The 16,800-nt window shown below is 72.3% G+C and carries 16 protein-coding genes; 8 read left to right on the top strand and 8 right to left on the bottom strand.

Going from position 1 to position 16,800, the window contains the following annotated elements; all coding sequences use genetic code 11:
* Positions 1-14: 14 nt before the first annotated feature.
* From IG78_RS0108320 to IG78_RS0108310, 3 genes are all read right to left on the bottom strand, one after another.
* A complete protein-coding gene (locus tag IG78_RS0108320; RefSeq protein WP_030560748.1) occupies positions 15-2,477 on the bottom strand; it encodes a Tex family protein in 2,463 nt (820 codons plus the stop codon).
* 67 nt (positions 2,478-2,544) lie between these two features.
* Complete coding sequence (locus IG78_RS50065) at positions 2,545-2,688, bottom strand: LPFR motif small protein (RefSeq protein ID WP_169749679.1); 144 nt, start codon at positions 2,686-2,688, stop codon at positions 2,545-2,547.
* Between the two features lie 104 nt (positions 2,689-2,792).
* Positions 2,793-3,686, bottom strand: coding sequence for an SCO6745 family protein (locus tag IG78_RS0108310; protein ID WP_030560747.1), 894 nt, complete (start codon positions 3,684-3,686; stop codon positions 2,793-2,795).
* Between the two features lie 245 nt (positions 3,687-3,931).
* On the opposite strand from IG78_RS0108310, the gene IG78_RS0108305 reads away from it, so the two are divergent.
* Both IG78_RS0108305 and IG78_RS0108300 read left to right on the top strand, forming a co-directional pair.
* A complete protein-coding gene (locus IG78_RS0108305) occupies positions 3,932-4,909 on the top strand; it encodes a GlxA family transcriptional regulator (RefSeq protein WP_030560746.1) in 978 nt (325 codons plus the stop codon).
* Positions 4,910-4,969: 60 nt separating this feature from the next.
* On the top strand, positions 4,970-5,602 hold the full coding sequence (locus IG78_RS0108300; RefSeq protein ID WP_030560745.1) for a DJ-1/PfpI family protein: 633 nt from the start codon (positions 4,970-4,972) through the stop codon (positions 5,600-5,602).
* Between the two features lie 26 nt (positions 5,603-5,628).
* On the opposite strand, the gene IG78_RS0108295 is transcribed toward IG78_RS0108300, so the two are convergent.
* Complete coding sequence (locus IG78_RS0108295; RefSeq protein WP_030560744.1) at positions 5,629-6,417, bottom strand: enoyl-CoA hydratase/isomerase family protein; 789 nt, start codon at positions 6,415-6,417, stop codon at positions 5,629-5,631.
* 78 nt (positions 6,418-6,495) lie between these two features.
* Here IG78_RS0108295 and IG78_RS0108290 point away from each other — a divergent pair, with 78 nt between their 5' ends.
* Both IG78_RS0108290 and IG78_RS0108285 read left to right on the top strand, forming a co-directional pair.
* Positions 6,496-7,152 (top strand): HdeD family acid-resistance protein, encoded by a 657-nt coding sequence (locus tag IG78_RS0108290; RefSeq protein WP_051852461.1) that lies wholly within the window; start codon positions 6,496-6,498, stop codon positions 7,150-7,152.
* Between the two features lie 129 nt (positions 7,153-7,281).
* Complete coding sequence (locus IG78_RS0108285; protein ID WP_051852439.1) at positions 7,282-7,767, top strand: ATP-binding protein; 486 nt, start codon at positions 7,282-7,284, stop codon at positions 7,765-7,767.
* Positions 7,768-7,790: 23 nt separating this feature from the next.
* On the opposite strand, the gene idi is transcribed toward IG78_RS0108285, so the two are convergent.
* The 4 genes from idi to galE all read right to left on the bottom strand — a co-directional run bounded on the left by idi (position 7,791) and on the right by galE (position 12,144).
* Positions 7,791-8,384, bottom strand: a complete 594-nt coding sequence (idi, locus tag IG78_RS0108280) for an isopentenyl-diphosphate Delta-isomerase (protein WP_030560741.1) — start codon at positions 8,382-8,384, stop codon at positions 7,791-7,793.
* A gap of 125 nt (positions 8,385-8,509) precedes the next feature.
* Positions 8,510-9,817 (bottom strand): bifunctional class I SAM-dependent methyltransferase/N-acetyltransferase, encoded by a 1,308-nt coding sequence (locus IG78_RS0108275; RefSeq protein WP_030560740.1) that lies wholly within the window; start codon positions 9,815-9,817, stop codon positions 8,510-8,512.
* Positions 9,818-10,056: 239 nt separating this feature from the next.
* The gene (locus tag IG78_RS0108270; protein WP_030560739.1) at positions 10,057-10,995 is read right to left on the bottom strand and encodes a cation diffusion facilitator family transporter; all 939 of its coding nucleotides are present in this window, start codon (positions 10,993-10,995) and stop codon (positions 10,057-10,059) included.
* Between the two features lie 168 nt (positions 10,996-11,163).
* Positions 11,164-12,144 carry a UDP-glucose 4-epimerase GalE gene (gene galE, locus IG78_RS0108265; protein WP_030560738.1) on the bottom strand — a complete coding sequence of 327 codons (981 nt, stop codon included), beginning with the start codon at positions 12,142-12,144 and terminating at the stop codon, positions 11,164-11,166.
* Between the two features lie 254 nt (positions 12,145-12,398).
* On the opposite strand from galE, the gene IG78_RS0108260 reads away from it, so the two are divergent.
* From IG78_RS0108260 to IG78_RS0108245, 4 genes are read left to right on the top strand one after another with little or no spacing between them, the layout of a single operon-like run.
* Positions 12,399-14,228, top strand: a complete 1,830-nt coding sequence (locus tag IG78_RS0108260; protein ID WP_030560737.1) for a DUF5941 domain-containing protein — start codon at positions 12,399-12,401, stop codon at positions 14,226-14,228.
* Entirely contained in the window at positions 14,225-14,962 is a 738-nt protein-coding gene (locus IG78_RS0108255; RefSeq protein ID WP_030560736.1) for a phosphocholine cytidylyltransferase family protein, read from the top strand. Before IG78_RS0108260 ends, IG78_RS0108255 begins: the two co-directional genes overlap by 4 nt.
* Positions 14,950-16,014: an iron-containing alcohol dehydrogenase family protein gene (locus tag IG78_RS0108250; RefSeq protein WP_030560735.1), complete on the top strand. Its 1,065-nt coding sequence runs from the start codon at positions 14,950-14,952 to the stop codon at positions 16,012-16,014. The genes IG78_RS0108255 and IG78_RS0108250 overlap by 13 nt, the downstream gene beginning before the upstream one ends.
* Complete coding sequence (locus tag IG78_RS0108245; protein ID WP_078964717.1) at positions 15,992-16,780, top strand: CDP-alcohol phosphatidyltransferase family protein; 789 nt, start codon at positions 15,992-15,994, stop codon at positions 16,778-16,780. The genes IG78_RS0108250 and IG78_RS0108245 overlap by 23 nt, the downstream gene beginning before the upstream one ends.
* Positions 16,781-16,800: the final 20 nt, after the last annotated feature.

Genomic DNA, 16,800 nt, shown 5'->3' with positions numbered 1-16,800 from the left:
ACGGGGCGCCCCGGTCAGCGGTGCTTGGGGTCGACCAGGCCCGCGCGGCGCAGTGCCTCGGCCATCGCGTCGTTCGCGGGCGGTGGGCCCTGGCGCTGGGGCCTGCCGCCGCCCCGGGGCTGCTCCTTGCCGCCGCCGCTCCGGCCGCCCTGGGCGCGGCCGCCGCCGCCCTGCTGCGGCGGACGGCCGCCGCCACCCTGCTCCCGGCCGCCGCCGCGGCCCCCGCGCTGCTGCGGCGGGCGGCCGCCGCGCTCCTTACGGCCACCATCCCCGCCCGCGGAGTCCTGCGCGGCCTCGTCGTCGAGGCGCAGCGTCAGGGAGACGCGCTTGCGCGGGACGTCGACGTCAAGGACCTTCACCTTGACGATGTCACCCGGCTTCACCACGTCGCGCGGGTCCTTGACGAAGGTCTTGGACATCGCCGACACGTGCACCAGGCCGTCCTGGTGGACGCCGACGTCCACGAAGGCACCGAACGCCGCGACGTTCGTGACGACGCCTTCGAGGACCATGCCCGGCGTGAGGTCGGAGATCTTCTCGACGCCGTCCTTGAAGGTCGCCGTCTTGAAGGCGGGCCGCGGGTCGCGCCCGGGCTTCTCCAGCTCCTTGAGGATGTCCGTGACCGTGGGCAGACCGAAGAGGTCGTCCACGAAGTCGACGGCCTTCAGCGACCGCAGCGTCGCCGTGTCACCGATCAGCGCCCCGACGTCACCGCCCGCGGTCCCCGCCATCCGCCGCACCACCGGATAGGCCTCCGGGTGCACGCTGGAGGCGTCGAGCGGATCGTCGCCGCCGCGGATGCGCAGGAAGCCCGCGCACTGCTCGTACGCCTTCGGGCCGAGCCGGGGCACGTCCTTGAGGCCCTTGCGGTTCTTGAAGGGGCCGTTGGCGTCGCGGTGGGCCACGATGTTCTCGGCGAGGCCGGAGCCGATGCCGGACACCCGGGCGAGCAGCGGCGCGGAGGCCGTGTTCACGTCCACGCCCACGCCGTTCACACAGTCCTCGACGACCGCGTCGAGGGATCGGGACAGCTTCACCTCCGACAGGTCGTGCTGATACTGACCCACGCCGATGGACTTCGGGTCGATCTTCACCAGCTCGGCGAGCGGGTCCTGGAGCCGCCGCGCGATGGACACGGCGCCGCGCAGCGACACATCGAGTTCCGGCAGCTCCTGCGAGGCGAACGCGGACGCCGAATACACCGAGGCGCCGGCCTCGGAGACCATCACCTTCGTGAGCTTCAACTCCGGGTGCCTGGTGATGAGGTCGGCGGCGAGTTTGTCGGTCTCGCGGGACGCGGTGCCGTTGCCGATCGCGATCAGGTCGACGTGGTGCTGCTCGGCGAGGCGGGCGAGGGTGGCGATGGCCTTGTCCCACTTGTTCGCGGGGACGTGCGGGTGGATGGTGTCCGTCGCCACGACCTTGCCGGTGGCGTCCACCACGGCGACCTTCACGCCCGTGCGGAAGCCGGGGTCGAGGCCCAGCGTGGCGCGCGTGCCCGCGGGGGCGGCGAGCAGCAGGTCGCGCAGGTTCGCCGCGAACACCCGCACCGCCTCGTCCTCCGCGGCCGTCCGCAGCCGCAGCCGCAGGTCGATGCCGAGGTGCACCAGGATCCGGGTCCGCCAGGCCCAGCGCACCGTGTCACCGAGCCACTTGTCGGCGGGCCTGCCGCGGTCGGCGACACCGAAGCGCCGGGCGATGGAGTCCTCGTACGACGAAGGACCCACCCGCTCCTCGCTCGGCTCCTCCGGCTCCAGGACCAGGTCGAGCACGTCCTCCTTCTCGCCGCGAAGCAGGGCGAGAACGCGGTGCGAGGGCAGCTCCGTGAAGGGCTCGGTGAAGTCGAAGTAGTCGGCGAACTTGGCGCCCGCCTCCTCCTTGCCCTCGCGGACCTTGGCGGCAAGACGCCCCCGCACCCACATGCGCTCACGGAGCTCGCCGATGAGGTCGGCGTCCTCCGAGAACCGCTCGGTGAGGATGGCGCGGGCCCCGTCCAGGGCGGCCTGCGGGTCGGCGACGCCCTTGCCGGCGTCGACGAACGCGGCGGCGGCCGCCACCGGCTCCACCGCCGGGTCGCCGAGCAGCCCGTCGGCGAGCGGTTCGAGACCTGCCTCGCGGGCGATCTGCGCCTTGGTCCGCCGCTTGGGCTTGAACGGCAGATAGATGTCCTCGAGGCGGGCCTTCGTGTCGGCCTCGCGGATGCGGGCCTCCAGCTCGTCGGTGAGCTTTCCCTGCTCACGCACCGATTCGAGGACGGCGCTGCGCCGCTCCTCCAGTTCCCGCAGATAGCGCAGCCGCTCCTCGAGCGTGCGCAACTGCGCGTCGTCGAGCATCTCGGTCGCTTCCTTGCGGTAGCGAGCGATGAAGGGCACCGTCGACCCGCCGTCGAGCAGGTCCACGGCGGCCTTCACCTGCCGCTCCCGTACGCCGAGCTCGTCGGCGATCCTGCTTTCGATGGAGGCTGGAGTGGTCGTCACGTTCCGGTACCGCCTTCTCACTGAGGTTGCCGCCCAATTGTGGCAGGCGGCACCGACAGCGAGGCAGTCAGACCCGGCGCGTCCGCCCCGACCTGCCACCGGAACGCGAAGCTCCGCCGAACAGCCGGGCCAGCGCCCGGAAAGGCAGCGTGACGACGGTGGCGATGGCACCAGCGATCTGTCGCAGTACGTCCGCGATCGCACGGAACACGAGGTTCTCCCTTCGTCTCCCCGACCTCTTCCACGGAACTTCTTCCACGGAGAGCTGTTCGAAGTCGCGGGGACATCCGGGTACCCCGCGGACGGGGGAGCATGTCAGGCCTTGCCGAGCAGGTCCCCGGGGAACGCGCCCGCCCGCACGACCGCACCGGCGAACGCGGAGCCGAGTTCGGTGAGGCGCTCCACACCGGCCGCGCCGAGGTGTTCGTAGGGAGCGCGGTCAAGGCGGTCGGTGCGCTCCTCGATCTGCTGCCGCAGCGCGACACCCGCCTGCGTCAACTCGCCCGCCGCGTCGAGGATTCCGCGCCCGCGCAGTTGCTCGACGGCCGCGTCCCAGTCCTCCGGCGACCAGCCGCGCGTGGCCAGGTTCCACTTGGGCGTCATGCTCTTGCCCGTCGCGGTGTGGCTCGCCAGCGCCTCCACGCCGTCGAGTTCCGCGTCCAGGAGCGCCATCAGGTGGCCGTCGCCCCGGTGTTCGCGCAGCAGCGTGGCCGCGTGCCAGTAGGCGAGGTGGGGCTCCTCGGGGACGGGCAGGGCGGCGTGCGCGGCATACAGCGGGCGGCCGCCCGGCGAGCAGGCCTCGGCGGCCCGCAGGGCGAGCCCGGCCGCCTCGGTCATCTCGGGCGAGGACAGCACGTCGTCGCCCAGGAGGCGGCGCAGCGTGGAGTCGACGGCGCGCAGCCGGGCGGCGAGCACGTCCTCGGGTGTCGCGGTGCGCCACACGTCGGGCACGAACCGCGCCACGACCTCCGGTTTGTAGTTGTAGAACGCGGCAGTGATCACGCCCGCGCCCACGGCCCCCATCGCCGCTCCCCGGATCGCGAAGTTGACGGCCTTGGGGTGCGTGATGCCGAGCGCGGCCAGCTCACGGCCCGCGTCGGGGGCGAAGTAGTGCGTCGTGTGCACGGTGTTGAGCACGCCGTGGCAGCGCCGTCCCGCGCGCGGGGGCAGGGCCGCGCCGACGGGTGCGGAAGTCGTCGAAGAGGTCATGCCCTTACGTTACCGACTGGTCGGTATGACGTGAAGTCCCGTCCGGTCCAGGACCGCCGACCACGTCACCGTCCAGCTCCGTCACCGCCCGGCTCCGTCACCGTCCAGCTCCGTCACCGCCCGGCTCCGTCACCGTCCAGCTCCGTCACCGCCCGGCTCCGTCGCGGGGCGAGGCCCGCCACCATGGCAGGAAAGGTGGGGCACTCGTCATTGCAGCCGTCGGCGCCCGCCCCAAGAATCGGGGCATGGAGCAGCGAACCGTCCTGGTCGTCCTCTTCGGCGGCGTCCAGAGCCTCGATGTCACGGGCCCTCTGGAGGTCTTCACCGGAGCGAGCCACTGTCATCAGGACACCGAGCCCTACCGCGTCGTCACGGCGTCCCTCGACGGCGCCCCGCTCAGGACGTCGAGCGGGCTCACACTGGTCCCCGACATCTCCCTGGCGGAGGCGGCGTCGCGGACCTGGCACACCCTGCTGGTCCCCGGCGGCGCGGGCACCCGGGAGGAGGACGCCGACCTGGTGGGCTGGCTCAGGGTCCACGCCCCGCGCGCCCGCCGCCTGGTGTCCGTCTGCACGGGCGCGGTCCTCCTGGCCCGCGCCGGGCTCCTCGACGGCCGCCGCGCGACGACGCACTGGGCGTACTGCGACACGCTCGCCCGCGACCACCCCGAGGTCGAGGTGGACCCGGACCCCATCTACGTACGCGACGGCCATGTCGCCACCTCCGCCGGTGTGACGGCGGGCATCGACCTGGCGCTCGCCCTCGTCGAGGAGGACCTGGGCCGCGACACCGCCCTGACCGTGGCGCGCTATCTGGTGGTGTTCCTGCGCCGCCCAGGGAACCAGGCGCAGTTCAGCGCGCAGCTCTCGGCCCAGACGGCGAAGAGCGAGCCGTTGCGCGAGGTCCAGCGGTGGATCAGCGAGAACCCCGGGGGCGACCTCAGTGTGGAGTCGCTCGCGGGACGCGCCCGGCTCTCGCCCCGGCACTTCGCCCGCTCCTTCCAGGCGGAGACCGGCACGACACCGGGCAAGTACGTCGACAGGGTCCGCGTCGAGCAGGCGCGGCGGCTCCTGGAGGACACGTCCGACGGTGTCGAGGAGGTCTCGCGCGCCTGCGGCTACGGCACCCCGGAGGCGATGCGCCGCGCCTTCGTGAAGGCGCTCGGCACACCACCGGCCGAGTACCGCCGCCGCTTCCACAGCCCCCTGACCGCACCGCACTGAAAAACACGCACAGCGCCGACGACTGACGCACGCCACCGATCGCACATCCGAGGAGCACCCATGCAGATCGCCATCGCCCTGTACGAGCGTTTCACCGCGCTCGACGCCGTCGGCCCCTACCAGACACTCGGCGGCATCCCGGACGCCGAGGTGGTGTTCGTGGCCGAGCGGACAGGGCCCGTGAGCGACGACAGCGGGCAGCTCGCGCTCGTCGCGACCAAGACCTTCGACGAGGTGCAGCGCCCGGACATCGTGGTGGTCCCCGGCGGCCCCGGCCAGGCCGACCAGAGGGAGAACGCGCCGCTGCTCAACTGGCTGCGTGCCGTCGACGCGACCACCACGTGGACGACGTCGGTGTGCACGGGCTCCCTTGCGCTCGCCGCCGCCGGACTCCTGGAGGGCCGCGAGGCGACCTCGCACTGGCTGGCCCTGGAAACCCTCGACGAGCTCGGCGCGCGCTCCACGGGGCAGCGCGTGGTCTTCGACGGCAAGTACGTCACGGCCGCGGGCGTGTCCGCCGGTATCGACATGGGCCTCACCCTCGTCGGCAGGATCGCGGGTGACGAGCGCGCCCAGACCGTCCAGCTCCTCATCGAGTACGACCCCCAGCCGCCCTACGACGCCGGGTCACCGGAGAAGGCCCCGGCCCACCTCGTGGACATGTGGCGGCGAAAGGCAGGCGCGACCGCGTAGCCACACGGTGCCCCCACCGGACGCCCCTAGCGCGGCGGCGTCCAGGTGAACCGCGGCTGCCTGCGCTCCAGGAAGGCGGCGACACCCTCGGCGGTGTCGCCGCTGTCGCGCATCTGTCCCGCCCAGTACGCCTCCCGCGCGGCGCCGAAGTCCCCGGTTCCGGAACCGGCCCCGCCGGTGGCAACGTCCGACGCGAACTCCTTCGCCGCCGCCTGGGTGAGCAGCGAGCGGGAGGCGAGGACCCGGGTGAACTCCTTGACCCGGGCGTCCAGTTCACCGGCGGCGAGCACCTCGTCCACGAGCCCGCCGCGCAGCGCACGTGCCGCGTCGATCGGCTCGCCGGAGAACAGCAGGTACTTGGCGGTGGCGGGGCCCACCAGGGCCACCAGGCGCCGCGTGGTCGACGCCGCGTAGACGATGCCGAGCTTCGCCGGGGTGATGGCGAAGGTGGCGTCCTCGTCGGCGAACCGCAGGTCGCAGGCGGCGGCGAGCTGACAGCCCCCGCCCACGCAGTACCCCCGCACGGCCGCGAGCGTCGGCTTGGGGAACACCGCGAGGGCCTCCTCCGCCCGCCCCGCGAGCTCCTGGGCGCGACCGGGCTCCGTACGCAGTGAGGAGATGTCCGCGCCCGCGCAGAAGGTGTCCCCGGCGCCGGTGAGGACCAGGGCCCGGACGGCGGGGTCGGCGGCGAGGGCCCCGAGCAGCGGTGGCAGCGCGCGCCACATGTCGGACGTCATGGCGTTGCGCTTGGCCGGATGGTCGATGACGACGGTGGCGACGCCGTCCGCGACGGCGTGCCTGAGCTGCGGCTCCATGCGCCGGATGCTATCCGCACCCCTCGAACGTACGATCAAGAAGGGGGCGGCTTCGCACGGACGGAGACGCATATGGTCATGGGCCGTACACACAAGCGAGCCGGTGCCGAAGGGCCCGGCGGCACGGACCGGGGCTCACAGCTTCGGCGCAGCTTCGGCCTGCTCACGGTGCTCGGCGCGATCCTCGCCGTCGGCGGGCTCGTCGGGCTCGTGTACGCGGGTGTCGCGACGCTCACCTCGATGCTGCTGTTCGGATGGCTGCTCCTGGTGGGCGGCGTCGTGGCGCTGCTGCACGCGGTGCAGTCCCGCGGTTCGAACTTCTTCTGGCTCGGCGTGGTGGTGGCCGCGCTGAACCTCGCGGCGGGCGTCGTCGTCATCCGCAGACCCGACGTGGCCGCGGAGGCGCTGACGATGTTCGCGGCGCTGCTCTTCCTCACCGGCGGGGTGTTCCGGCTCGTCGGCAGCCTGGTGGTGCGGGGGCCCCAGATGGCCGTGACGCTGTTGCAGGGCGCGTTCGGGGTGCTGCTCGGCGTGCTCGTGCTCGGCGGCTGGCCGAGCAGCAGCCAGTACGTCATCGGTACCTTCTTCTCCCTCGCGCTGCTCTTCGACGGCCTCGGCCTCATCGCCACGGGCATCGGCGGCCGACGGCTCATCAGCATGGTCGGCCGTGAAGCCGTACAACCTGAAGAACCCTGGAAGGCGGCAGAAGAGGGGCAGGAGCAGTCGCGCAACTGACGGCGTCATGCGGGCGCGATCAAATCACGTCGATAGTGGCTGACTTCTGGTCAGTAGCGGGGCGCGGACCAGTGCGTTCCCAACACTCGACGTGTGGTGACAATCGAGCGCGAGGGCGGGGACCGGGCAATGGGGAACGACGGGAGAGGGCCGGACCCGCTCCCAAGGGGCGACGGACGCGTGCCGTACGAGGGTGTGTGGCGGTTCACCGCCCCCGCCGTCGACGCGTCGGTGCCCCAGGCACGGCACGCGGTGCGCGATCTGCTCGCGCGCCAGGGCGTGCCGGCGCCGGACGAGCTCGTCCAGGGACTGCTCCTGATCGTCTCCGAGCTCGTCACCAACGCGGTGCGGCACGCGGCGCTGCTCTCACCGACGCTCGCCGTGGAGGTCGCGGTGGGCGCGGAGTGGGTGCGGGTGTCCGTGGAGGACAACCACCCCTACCGGCCCACGGCGCTGTTCGCCGACTACGGCCAGACCGGCGGCCGCGGGCTGCTCCTGGTCCGTGAGATCGCCCTGGAGGCGGGCGGCACCTGCGACGCCGAGCACACGGCCGACGGGGGCAAGGTCATCTGGGCGGCCCTGCCCCTGAAACCGAACGGGGCCCGAGCGACCTGAGCGCGGGCCCCCCGGGCACGGCGCTACCAGCCCGCGCCAGGACCCGTCAGCTCCTTGACCGCGGGCCGTGCCGCGTCCAGGACCGTCATGAACCACGCGGAGAACGTGCCCCGCGCATGCCGCTCCGCCAGCTCCGCGGCCGTGACGAACGCCGTGTCGCCCACCTCGGCGGGGTCCGGGCGCAGCTCCGCCTGCACCATCCCGACGAACAGGTGGTTGAACTCCTGCTCCACGAGGCCCGAATCCGGGTCCGGGTGGTTGTAGCGCACCGTGCCCGCCTCGGCGAGCAGCGACGGCGAGACGCCGAGCTCCTCGAAGGTGCGCCGAGCGGCGGCCGCGAACGGCGCCTCACCCGGATACGGATGGCCGCAGCAGGTGTTGGACCAGACGCCGGGGGAGTGGTACTTGCCGAGCGCCCGCTGCTGGAGAAGGAGCCGGCCCTGCTCGTCGAAGAGGAAGACGGAGAACGCGCGGTGCAACTGCCCGGGCGCCTGATGGGCGGCGAGCTTCTCCGCCGTACCGATCGTCCTGCCGTCCTCGTCGACGAGTTCCAGCAGGATTGTCTCTCCGGTGCCGTTCGGCGAGCTGTTCGCCGCGGTGGCAGGTGTGATCGGCATACCCATCCTTCGCTTCGGTCTCGGATCCTCAAGTCTGCCGTACGACACCGGCACTCCCCGCACTCCGGGAGCCCCGCATGTCCCGTCCCCGACGCCGGGGACGGGACACGCGGACGCCGTGGGGATCAGACCCCGAAGGCCGCCGGATAGGTGATCGTGCCCCGCGGCACCGGTGCGGAACCGCCCGTTCCAGGCGCTCCTTCCAGGACGAGGGCCATCATGGCCTCGTCAGGCACCTCGAAACTTGGCCGGATCCCGTAACCCGAGGCCGGGCTGAAACCGAACCGCGGATAGTAGTCCGGGTGGCCGAGCACCAGGACCAGTTGCTCGCCACGGGAGCGCGCGGCGTGCAGCACGGCGCGCACGACGGCCGAACCGGCGCCCGTTCCCTGATGCGCCGGGTGCACGGCCACCGGCGCCAGGCAGAGCGCCGGGGCGCCGTCCACATGACAGCGGGTGAGCAGGGCGTGCGCCACGACCTCCCCGCCGGTGTCGCCGACGCCACCGGGCTCGCCGGGAGCCTCGGCGACGTACGACAGACCGTCCAGCCAGGCGCCCGGGTCCTCGCGGAGCGCGTCGACCAGGTCGGCCTCCGCGACGGTCGGGAACGCGGCGGCGTGCACGGCGTGCACGCCCGCCCGGTCGGCGCCGGACCCCGCCTCGGGCCGGGTGCGCCAGGTGCCGCCCGCGGGGCGCAGGACATAGCCGGTGTACCCGTACTCCGTGCCGTGGTCGCGCCGCACGGCGAGCTCGGCGCGGGTGGCGGCGAGGGCCTCGGCCATGCCGGGCGCCCCGGGGTCGGCCGCGTCGGCGCGGGCGCCGAGCGGGCCGTAGTACTCGTCCCAGTCGGACTCCGGCTGCGGCACGGTGCCGAGCACCGCGTACCCGGCGGCGAGCGCCGCGCGGGTGTTGCGCTCCGCGGTGCGCAGCGGGTAGTGCGCGTCCCAGAAGGCGCGCGCCGCGGCGGACGGGTCGGCGACCGTCCACTCGCACTCGGTGAGGACGAGCGTCCCGCCGGGTGCGAGCAGCCGCCGCCAGGAGTCGAGTGCGGTGTCGAAGCCGATGCTGTACGCGGAGCTCTCCGCCCAGACGAGGTCGAACGACCCGTCCGGGTACGGCAGGTCGCCCATGTCCGCGCGGACGGTGCGCACCGAATTCGCGAGGCCGCGGGCCCGGGCGGCGGCGCGCAGTTCGGCGAGGAACGGCTCGTGCAGGTCGACGGCCGTCACGTCGGCACCGGCCTCGGCGGCGAGCAGCAGCGCGGCACGGCCGGGGCCGCAGCCGAGGTCGAGCACGCGCGGACGGGCGGGCAGCTCGCCGGCCAGGGCGAGCAGCGCCCGCGTCGTGGCGTCGGAGCCGGGGCCCTGCCGCGGCAGGCCGTGGTGCAGGGCGAAGAAGGCGTCGGTGATCGCGTTCTCGGAATGCTGAGTCAACGGAGGAAACCCTTTGAGTGAGAGGGCCCGGCCGCGACGCATGCGTCAGAAGACGCAGGCGTACGGAAAGTCAGCCGTGGGCCCGGGATGTGGGGATGCCCGTGTCGCTACGCGTGGCAGCGTCAGCCGCGACAGTCATCAACCCACCTCCCGTAAACGTGTCCTCAAAGACCGCCGATCAGTCTACCTCAGCGGCAGAGCTGTCTCAGCGGCAGAGCTGCCTCAGTGACAGAGCTGTCTCAGTGACAAAGCCGCGGTTCGTGCTCCGCGTGGCCGCTCGGTTCCAGTTGGAACGTGCAGTGCTCGACGTCGAAGTGGTCGCCGAGGCAGTTCTGCAGTTCGTGCAGCATCTTCTCGTGGCCGATGGCGGTCAGCGTCTCGGAGCTCACGACGACGTGCGCGGAGAGCACCGGCATCCCCGAGGTGATCGTCCAGGCGTGCAGGTCGTGTACGTCCCGCACCCCGGGCAGGGCCAGCATGTGGGCGCGCACCTCGGCCATGTCGACGCCCCTGGGCGCGGCCTCAAGGAGCACGTTCAGGGTCTCCCGCAGCAGCTTCCACGTACGCGGGACGATCATGAGGCCGATGACGATGGAGGCGATGGGGTCCGCCGTCTGCCAGCCCGTCGCGAGGATGACGGCCGCCGACACCAGGACCGCGACCGAACCGAGCGCGTCCGCGAGGACCTCCAGGAACGCGCCGCGCACGTTCAGGCTGTCCTTCTGGCCGCGCATCAGGAGCGTGAGCGAGACCAGGTTCGCGGCCAGGCCGATGAGGCCGAAGACGATGGTCAGGCCGCCCTCGGTCTCGGCCGGGGTGACGAAGCGCTGGATCGCCTCGTACAGGACGTACCCGCCGACGCCGAACAGCAGCAGACAGTTGGCGAGCGCGGCCAGGATCTCGGCGCGCGCGTAGCCGTAGGTGCGGTTCTCGCTCGGTGGCCGGTTCGCGAAGTGGATGGCGAGCAGCGCCATGCCGAGGCCGAGGGCGTCCGTCGCCATGTGCGTCGCATCCGCGATCAGCGCGAGGGAGTCGGCGACGATACCGCCGACGATCTCCACCACCATGACGGTGAGCGTGATGGCGAGGGCGATCCGCAACCGGCCCTTGTAGGCGGCCGTGGCCGTGCCCTTGAGGGGCGGTGCGTGACTGTGGTCGTGGCCGTTCCGTGCCCCCATGAGGCGGTCCTCCGTGGTCGTCGGGCGGCGTCCGGGTCCCGGTCGCGATCACCAGTGAACTACGGGTGGGGGGTATGTGCAACACGCTCCTGAGAACCGTTGTCATATGCTCTGACCTGCGCAAACGAGGTGCAGGTCAGAGCGTTGCGGAGCGTCGCGGCCGGGTGGTCAGCCGCGCGTCGCCTCCGGGTGGCGCAGGCACCAGCCCGCCCACGCGGACGCCACCATCTCCTCGACGCCGCGCCGCGCGGTGAAGCCGAGCTCCTTCGCGGCCAGGCCCGCGTCCGCCACCGCGCGCGGCGCGTCCCCCGCGCGGCGCGGCTCGACGACCGGCGCGCGCCGGTCCCCGGTGACCTCCGCGATCACGGCGAGCAGTTCGCGTACGGAAACTCCCGTGCCGCGGCCGATGTTCACCGTCAGGTCGGTGCCGGGCTCGGCGGCCCTGCGGGCGGCCGCGAGATGGGCCTCGGCGAGATCGCTGACGTGGATGTAGTCGCGTACGCAGGTGCCGTCGGGCGTGGGGTGGTCGGTGCCGAAGACGCGCGGGGCCTCGTCGCGGGTGAGGCGGTCGAAGACCATCGGGATCACGTTGAAGACGCCGGTGTCCGCGAGTTCGGGCCGCTCGGCGCCCGCCACGTTGAAGTACCGCAGGCAGGTGGTGGTGATCCCGTGCGCCCGCCCGGCCGCCCGGACCAGCCACTCGCCCGCCAGCTTCGTCTCGCCGTAGGGGCTGACCGGTGCGCAGGGCGTGTCCTCGGTCACCAGGTCGGCGTCGGGGGGATTGCCGTACACGGCCGCCGACGAGGAGAAGACGAACCGTCCGACCCCCGCGTCCACCACTTCCTGGAGCAGGGTCGCGAGACCCCCGACGTTCTCCCGGTAGTAGCGCAGGGGCTGCTCCACCGACTCACCGACCTGCTTGCGGGCCGCGAGGTGCACCACACCCGTCACCCTGTGCTCGGCGAGCACCCGCCGCACCAGGTCCCCGTCGAGCGAAGTGCCCCGTACCAGAGGGATGTCCGCGGGCAGCCGGTCGGGCACCCCGGACGAGACGTCGTCGAGAACGACCACGCGCTCCCCGGCGCCGGCCATGACCCGCGCCACATGCGCCCCGATATATCCCGCTCCACCTGTGATCAGCCATGTCATGGGCGTCCACCTTAGGCGTGCTTGGGAGGGTGTGTGCCCCGCGGTTTGTGGCCGCGGGCTGCTTTCGACCATGATGATCGCGGTGGCCCGGACCCCGCAGACCCTGCTGATCGGGGCGTGAACGGGCGGTGAACGCCCGCTTCCATTCATCCGATAGCCTCTGCCGACATGCCGCCCGGCCGCCTCGTGGCCGGGGCGCCCCCGTCACGCACGTGCCCGCGCGAGCCGCGCCGGGAATCAAGGAGTGAGTTCGTCTGTCGACCGCCATCCTCACCGGCCTGCCGGTGCCCGGTTCGCCGCTCGAAGGCGATCTGCGGTCCCTGGGCTTCGACGTACGGACCGCCCCTGGAACGGCGTCCGCCGAGGACCTCGAGGCCCTGCTGCGCGACCTGCCCGCGGGTGAGCGCGTCGCCGTCGTCGACCACCGTTTCGTCGGCCACGTCCACGCCCTGCGCCTCGGCCTGACCGACCCGCGCTTCCCCGTCGCCGCCGTACCCGGAGCGGTGACGGCTCAAGCCGGGGCGCGCGGGGAACTGACGCGCGCCCTGCGCACGGCAGCCGCCGGGGCCCCCGCCGCCGGGGCACCCCGCGACTTCGACACGGCTGAGCCCTCCGCTCCCGACCGCCTCGCCGCCGTCCTGGAGAGCACCGGCACCGACGTACACAGGCCCGAGCTGGGCACGCTCGTCGCGACCGTGGCCTACGACCCGCAGGCCCGCAACGCCGCGCGCCAGGCCGTCGCCGCCGTCGACGACGAGGCCGTGCGCCTGCGCGGTGCGGTGAAGGCCCGCGACGGCTTCTTCACGACGTACTGCGTCAGCCCGTACTCGCGCTACCTCGCCCGCTGGAGCGCACGCCGCGGCCTCACCCCGAACCAGGTCACCACGGCCTCGCTGCTCACCGCCCTGATCGCGGCGGGCTGCGCGGCCACCGGCACCCGCGGCGGCTTCGTCGCCGCCGGTCTTCTGCTCCTGTTCTCCTTCGTCCTCGACTGCACGGACGGCCAGCTCGCCCGCTACTCCCTCCAGTACTCCACCCTCGGTGCCTGGCTGGACGCGACCTTCGACCGCGCCAAGGAGTACGCGTACTACGCGGGCCTCGCGCTCGGTGCCGCCCGCGGCGGCGACGACGTGTGGGCGCTCGCGCTCGGCGCGATGGTCCTCCAGACCTGCCGACATGTCGTGGACTTCTCCTTCAACGAGGCCAATCACGACGCGACCGGCAACACCAGCCCCACCGCCGCCCTCTCCGACAAGCTCGACAGCGTCGGCTGGACGGTCTGGCTGCGCCGCATGATCGTGCTGCCCATCGGCGAGCGCTGGGCCCTGATCGCCGTGCTCACCGCCCTGACCACGCCCCGCGTCACCCTGGTCGTCCTCCTGGTCGGCTGCGCCCTCGCCGCCTGCTACACCACCGCGGGACGCGTCCTGCGCTCCCTGACCCGCAAGGCCACCCGCACCGACCGCGCCGCGCGGGCGCTCGACGACCTCGCCGACAACGGCCCGCTCGGCTCCGCCTTCGCCGCCCTGCGGCCCGGCATCGCGCTGCCCGCGCCCGCCCTCGCCCTCGCCGGCGGCGCCGCGGTGCTCTGCGCCGCGCTCCTCAGCTCCTACGGCAGCCCGTGGGTGGTCGTCGGCGCCGTGGTGTACGTCATCTTTTCGGGTCTTGCTCTCGCCCGCCCCCTCAAGGGCGCCCTGGACTGGCTGGTTCCGCCGTTCTTCCGTGTGGCCGAATACAGCACCGTTCTCGTACTGGCGGCCAAAGCCGATGTGAACGGCTGCCTTCCGGCGGCTTTCGGACTGGTGGCCGCGGTCGCCTACCATCACTACGACACGGTGTACCGCATCAAGGGCGGCACCGGCGCGCCCCCGCGCTGGCTGGTGCGGACGATCGGCGGCCAAGAAGGCAGGACCCTGGCGGTCGCGCTGGCCGCCGTCGTACTGCACGACACAGATTTCACCGTCGCGCTCACGGCCCTCGCCGTGGCCGTGGCACTGGTGGTGCTCGTCGAGAGCATCCGCTTCTGGGTGACCGCTCACAAGCGTGGCGCACCCGCCGTACACGATGAAGGAGAACCCGCATGATCGGCCTCGTCCTTGCGGCAGGCGCCGGACGGCGTCTGCGTCCGTACACGGACACCCTGCCCAAGGCCCTGGTGCCCGTCGACGGCGACACCACCATCCTCGACCTGACGCTCGGCAACTTCGCCGAGATCGGTCTCACCGAGGTCGCGATCATCGTCGGGTACAAGAAGGAGGCCGTCTACGAGCGCAAGGCGGCCCTGGAGGCGAAGTACGGCCTCAAGCTGACCCTCATCGACAACGACAAGGCCGAGGAGTGGAACAACGCCTACTCCCTGTGGTGCGGGCGTGACGCCATCAAGCACGACGTGATCCTCGCCAACGGCGACACCGTGCACCCGGTCTCCGTCGAGAAGACGCTGCTCGCCGCCCGCGGCAACGGCCAGAAGATCATCCTCGCCCTCGACACGGTGAAGCAGCTCGCCGACGAGGAGATGAAGGTCATCGTCGACGCCGAGCAGGGCGTCCAGAAGATCACCAAGCTGATGGACCCCGCCGAGGCCACCGGTGAGTACATCGGCGTCACCCTCATCGAGGGCTCCGCCGCCGACGAGCTCGCCGACGCACTGAAGACCACCTTCGAGCGCGACCCCGACCTCTACTACGAGGACGGCTACCAGGAGCTCGTCAACCGCGGCTTCAAGGTCGACGTGGCCCCCATCGGCGACGTCAAGTGGGTCGAGATCGACAACCACGACGACCTGGCCAAGGGGCGGGAGATCGCGTGCCTGTACTGACGAGGCTCATCCCCTCGCCGGTCGTCGTGGACATCCGGCCGGGGGCGTTGAACGACCTGGCCGGGGTCCTCGCCGACCAGCGGATCTGCTCGTCGGCCGGCAAGCTCGCGATCGCCATCAGCGGCGGCTCCGGCGCGGTCCTGCGCGAGCGGCTCTCGCCCTCGCTGTCCGGCGCCGAGTGGTTCGAGGTGGGCGGCGGCACGCTCGACGACGCCATCAAGCTCGCCGACGCCATGAAGAAGGGCCGCTACGACGCGGTCGTGGGCCTCGGCGGCGGCAAGATCATCGACTGTGCCAAGTACGCCGCGGCGCGCGTCGGCCTGCCGCTCGTCGCCGTCGCCACGAACCTCTCGCACGACGGCCTGTGCTCGCCGGTCGCCACCCTCGACAACGACGCGGGCCGCGGCTCGTACGGCGTGCCGAACCCGATCGCGGTCGTCATCGACCTCGACGTCATCCGTGAGGCCCCGGTCCGCTTCGTACGCTCCGGCATCGGCGACGCGCTTTCCAACATCTCCGCGATCCGCGACTGGGAGCTCGCCGCCCGCGAGCGCGGCGAGGACATCGACGGACTCGCCGCCGCGATGGCGCGCCAGGCCGGCGAGGCGGTCCTGCGCCACCCCGGCGGCGTCGGCGACGACGCCTTCCTCCAAGTGCTCGCCGAGGGCCTGGTCCTCACCGGCATCGCGATGTCCATCTCGGGCGACTCCCGCCCGGCGTCGGGCGCCTGCCACGAGATCAACCACGCCTTCGACCTGCTCTTCCCCAAGCGCGCGGCCAGCCACGGCGAGCAGTGCGGCCTCGGTGCCGCCTTCGCCATGCACCTGCGCGGCGCCCGCGAGGAGTCGGCGTACATGGCCGAGGTCCTGCGCCGCCACGGCCTGCCCGTGCTCCCGGAGGAGATCGGCTTCACCGTGGACGAGTTCGTCCAGGTCGTCGCGTACGCCCCGCAGACCCGGCCGGGCCGCTACACGATCCTCGAGCACCTCAATCTGAACACCGACCAGATCAAGGACGCATACGCCGACTATGCCAAGGCCATCGGTAGCTGAACTCCGCCCCGTCGTCCACCCCGCGGGAGTGAAGGACCGGCGCAGCGGTGAGCACTGGGCGGGACGCCTGTACATGCGCGAGATCTCGCTGCGCTGCGACCGCTACCTGGTGAACACCAGGATCACGCCCAATCAGCTCACCTACCTGATGACCGTCGCGGGCGTCCTCGCGGCCCCGGCCCTCCTGGTGCCGGGCATCTGGGGCGCCGTCCTCGGCGTCGTCGCGGTCCAGCTCTATCTGCTGCTCGACTGCGTCGACGGCGAGATCGCCCGCTGGCGTCAGCAGTTCTCGCTCGGCGGCGTCTACCTGGACCGGGTCGGCGCCTATCTGTGCGACGCCGCGGTCCTCGTCGGCTTCGGTCTGCGCGCCGCCGATCTGTGGGGCTCGGGCCGCGCAGAAGGCCCGGAGTGGCTGTGGGCCTTCCTCGGCACCCTCGCCGCCCTCGGCGCCATCCTGATCAAGGCCGAGACCGACCTGGTCGGCGTCGCCCGCCACCAGCAGGGCCTGGCCCCCGTCAAGGAGTCGGCGTCCGAGCCGCGCGCCGCCGGCATGGCGCTCGCCCGCAAGGCCGCCGCCGCGCTGAAGTTCCACCGCCTCATCCTCGGCATCGAGGCGTCGCTGCTCATCCTGGTCCTCGCGATCGTGGACTCGGCCAGGGGCGACCTGTTCTTCTCCCGGCTCGGGGTCGCCGTCCTCGCGGGCATCGCGCTCCTTCAGACCCTGCTCCACCTCGTGTCCATCCTCGTGTCGAGCAGGCTGAAGTGAGTACGCCGAGTCCGTCCGGC

This window comes from Streptomyces aureocirculatus, assembly GCF_000720475.1.
GTDB lineage: Bacteria > Actinomycetota > Actinomycetes > Streptomycetales > Streptomycetaceae > Streptomyces > Streptomyces aureocirculatus.
The sequence above is the reverse complement of the archived record's forward strand: the minus strand, read 5'-3'. Positions and strand labels throughout refer to the sequence as shown.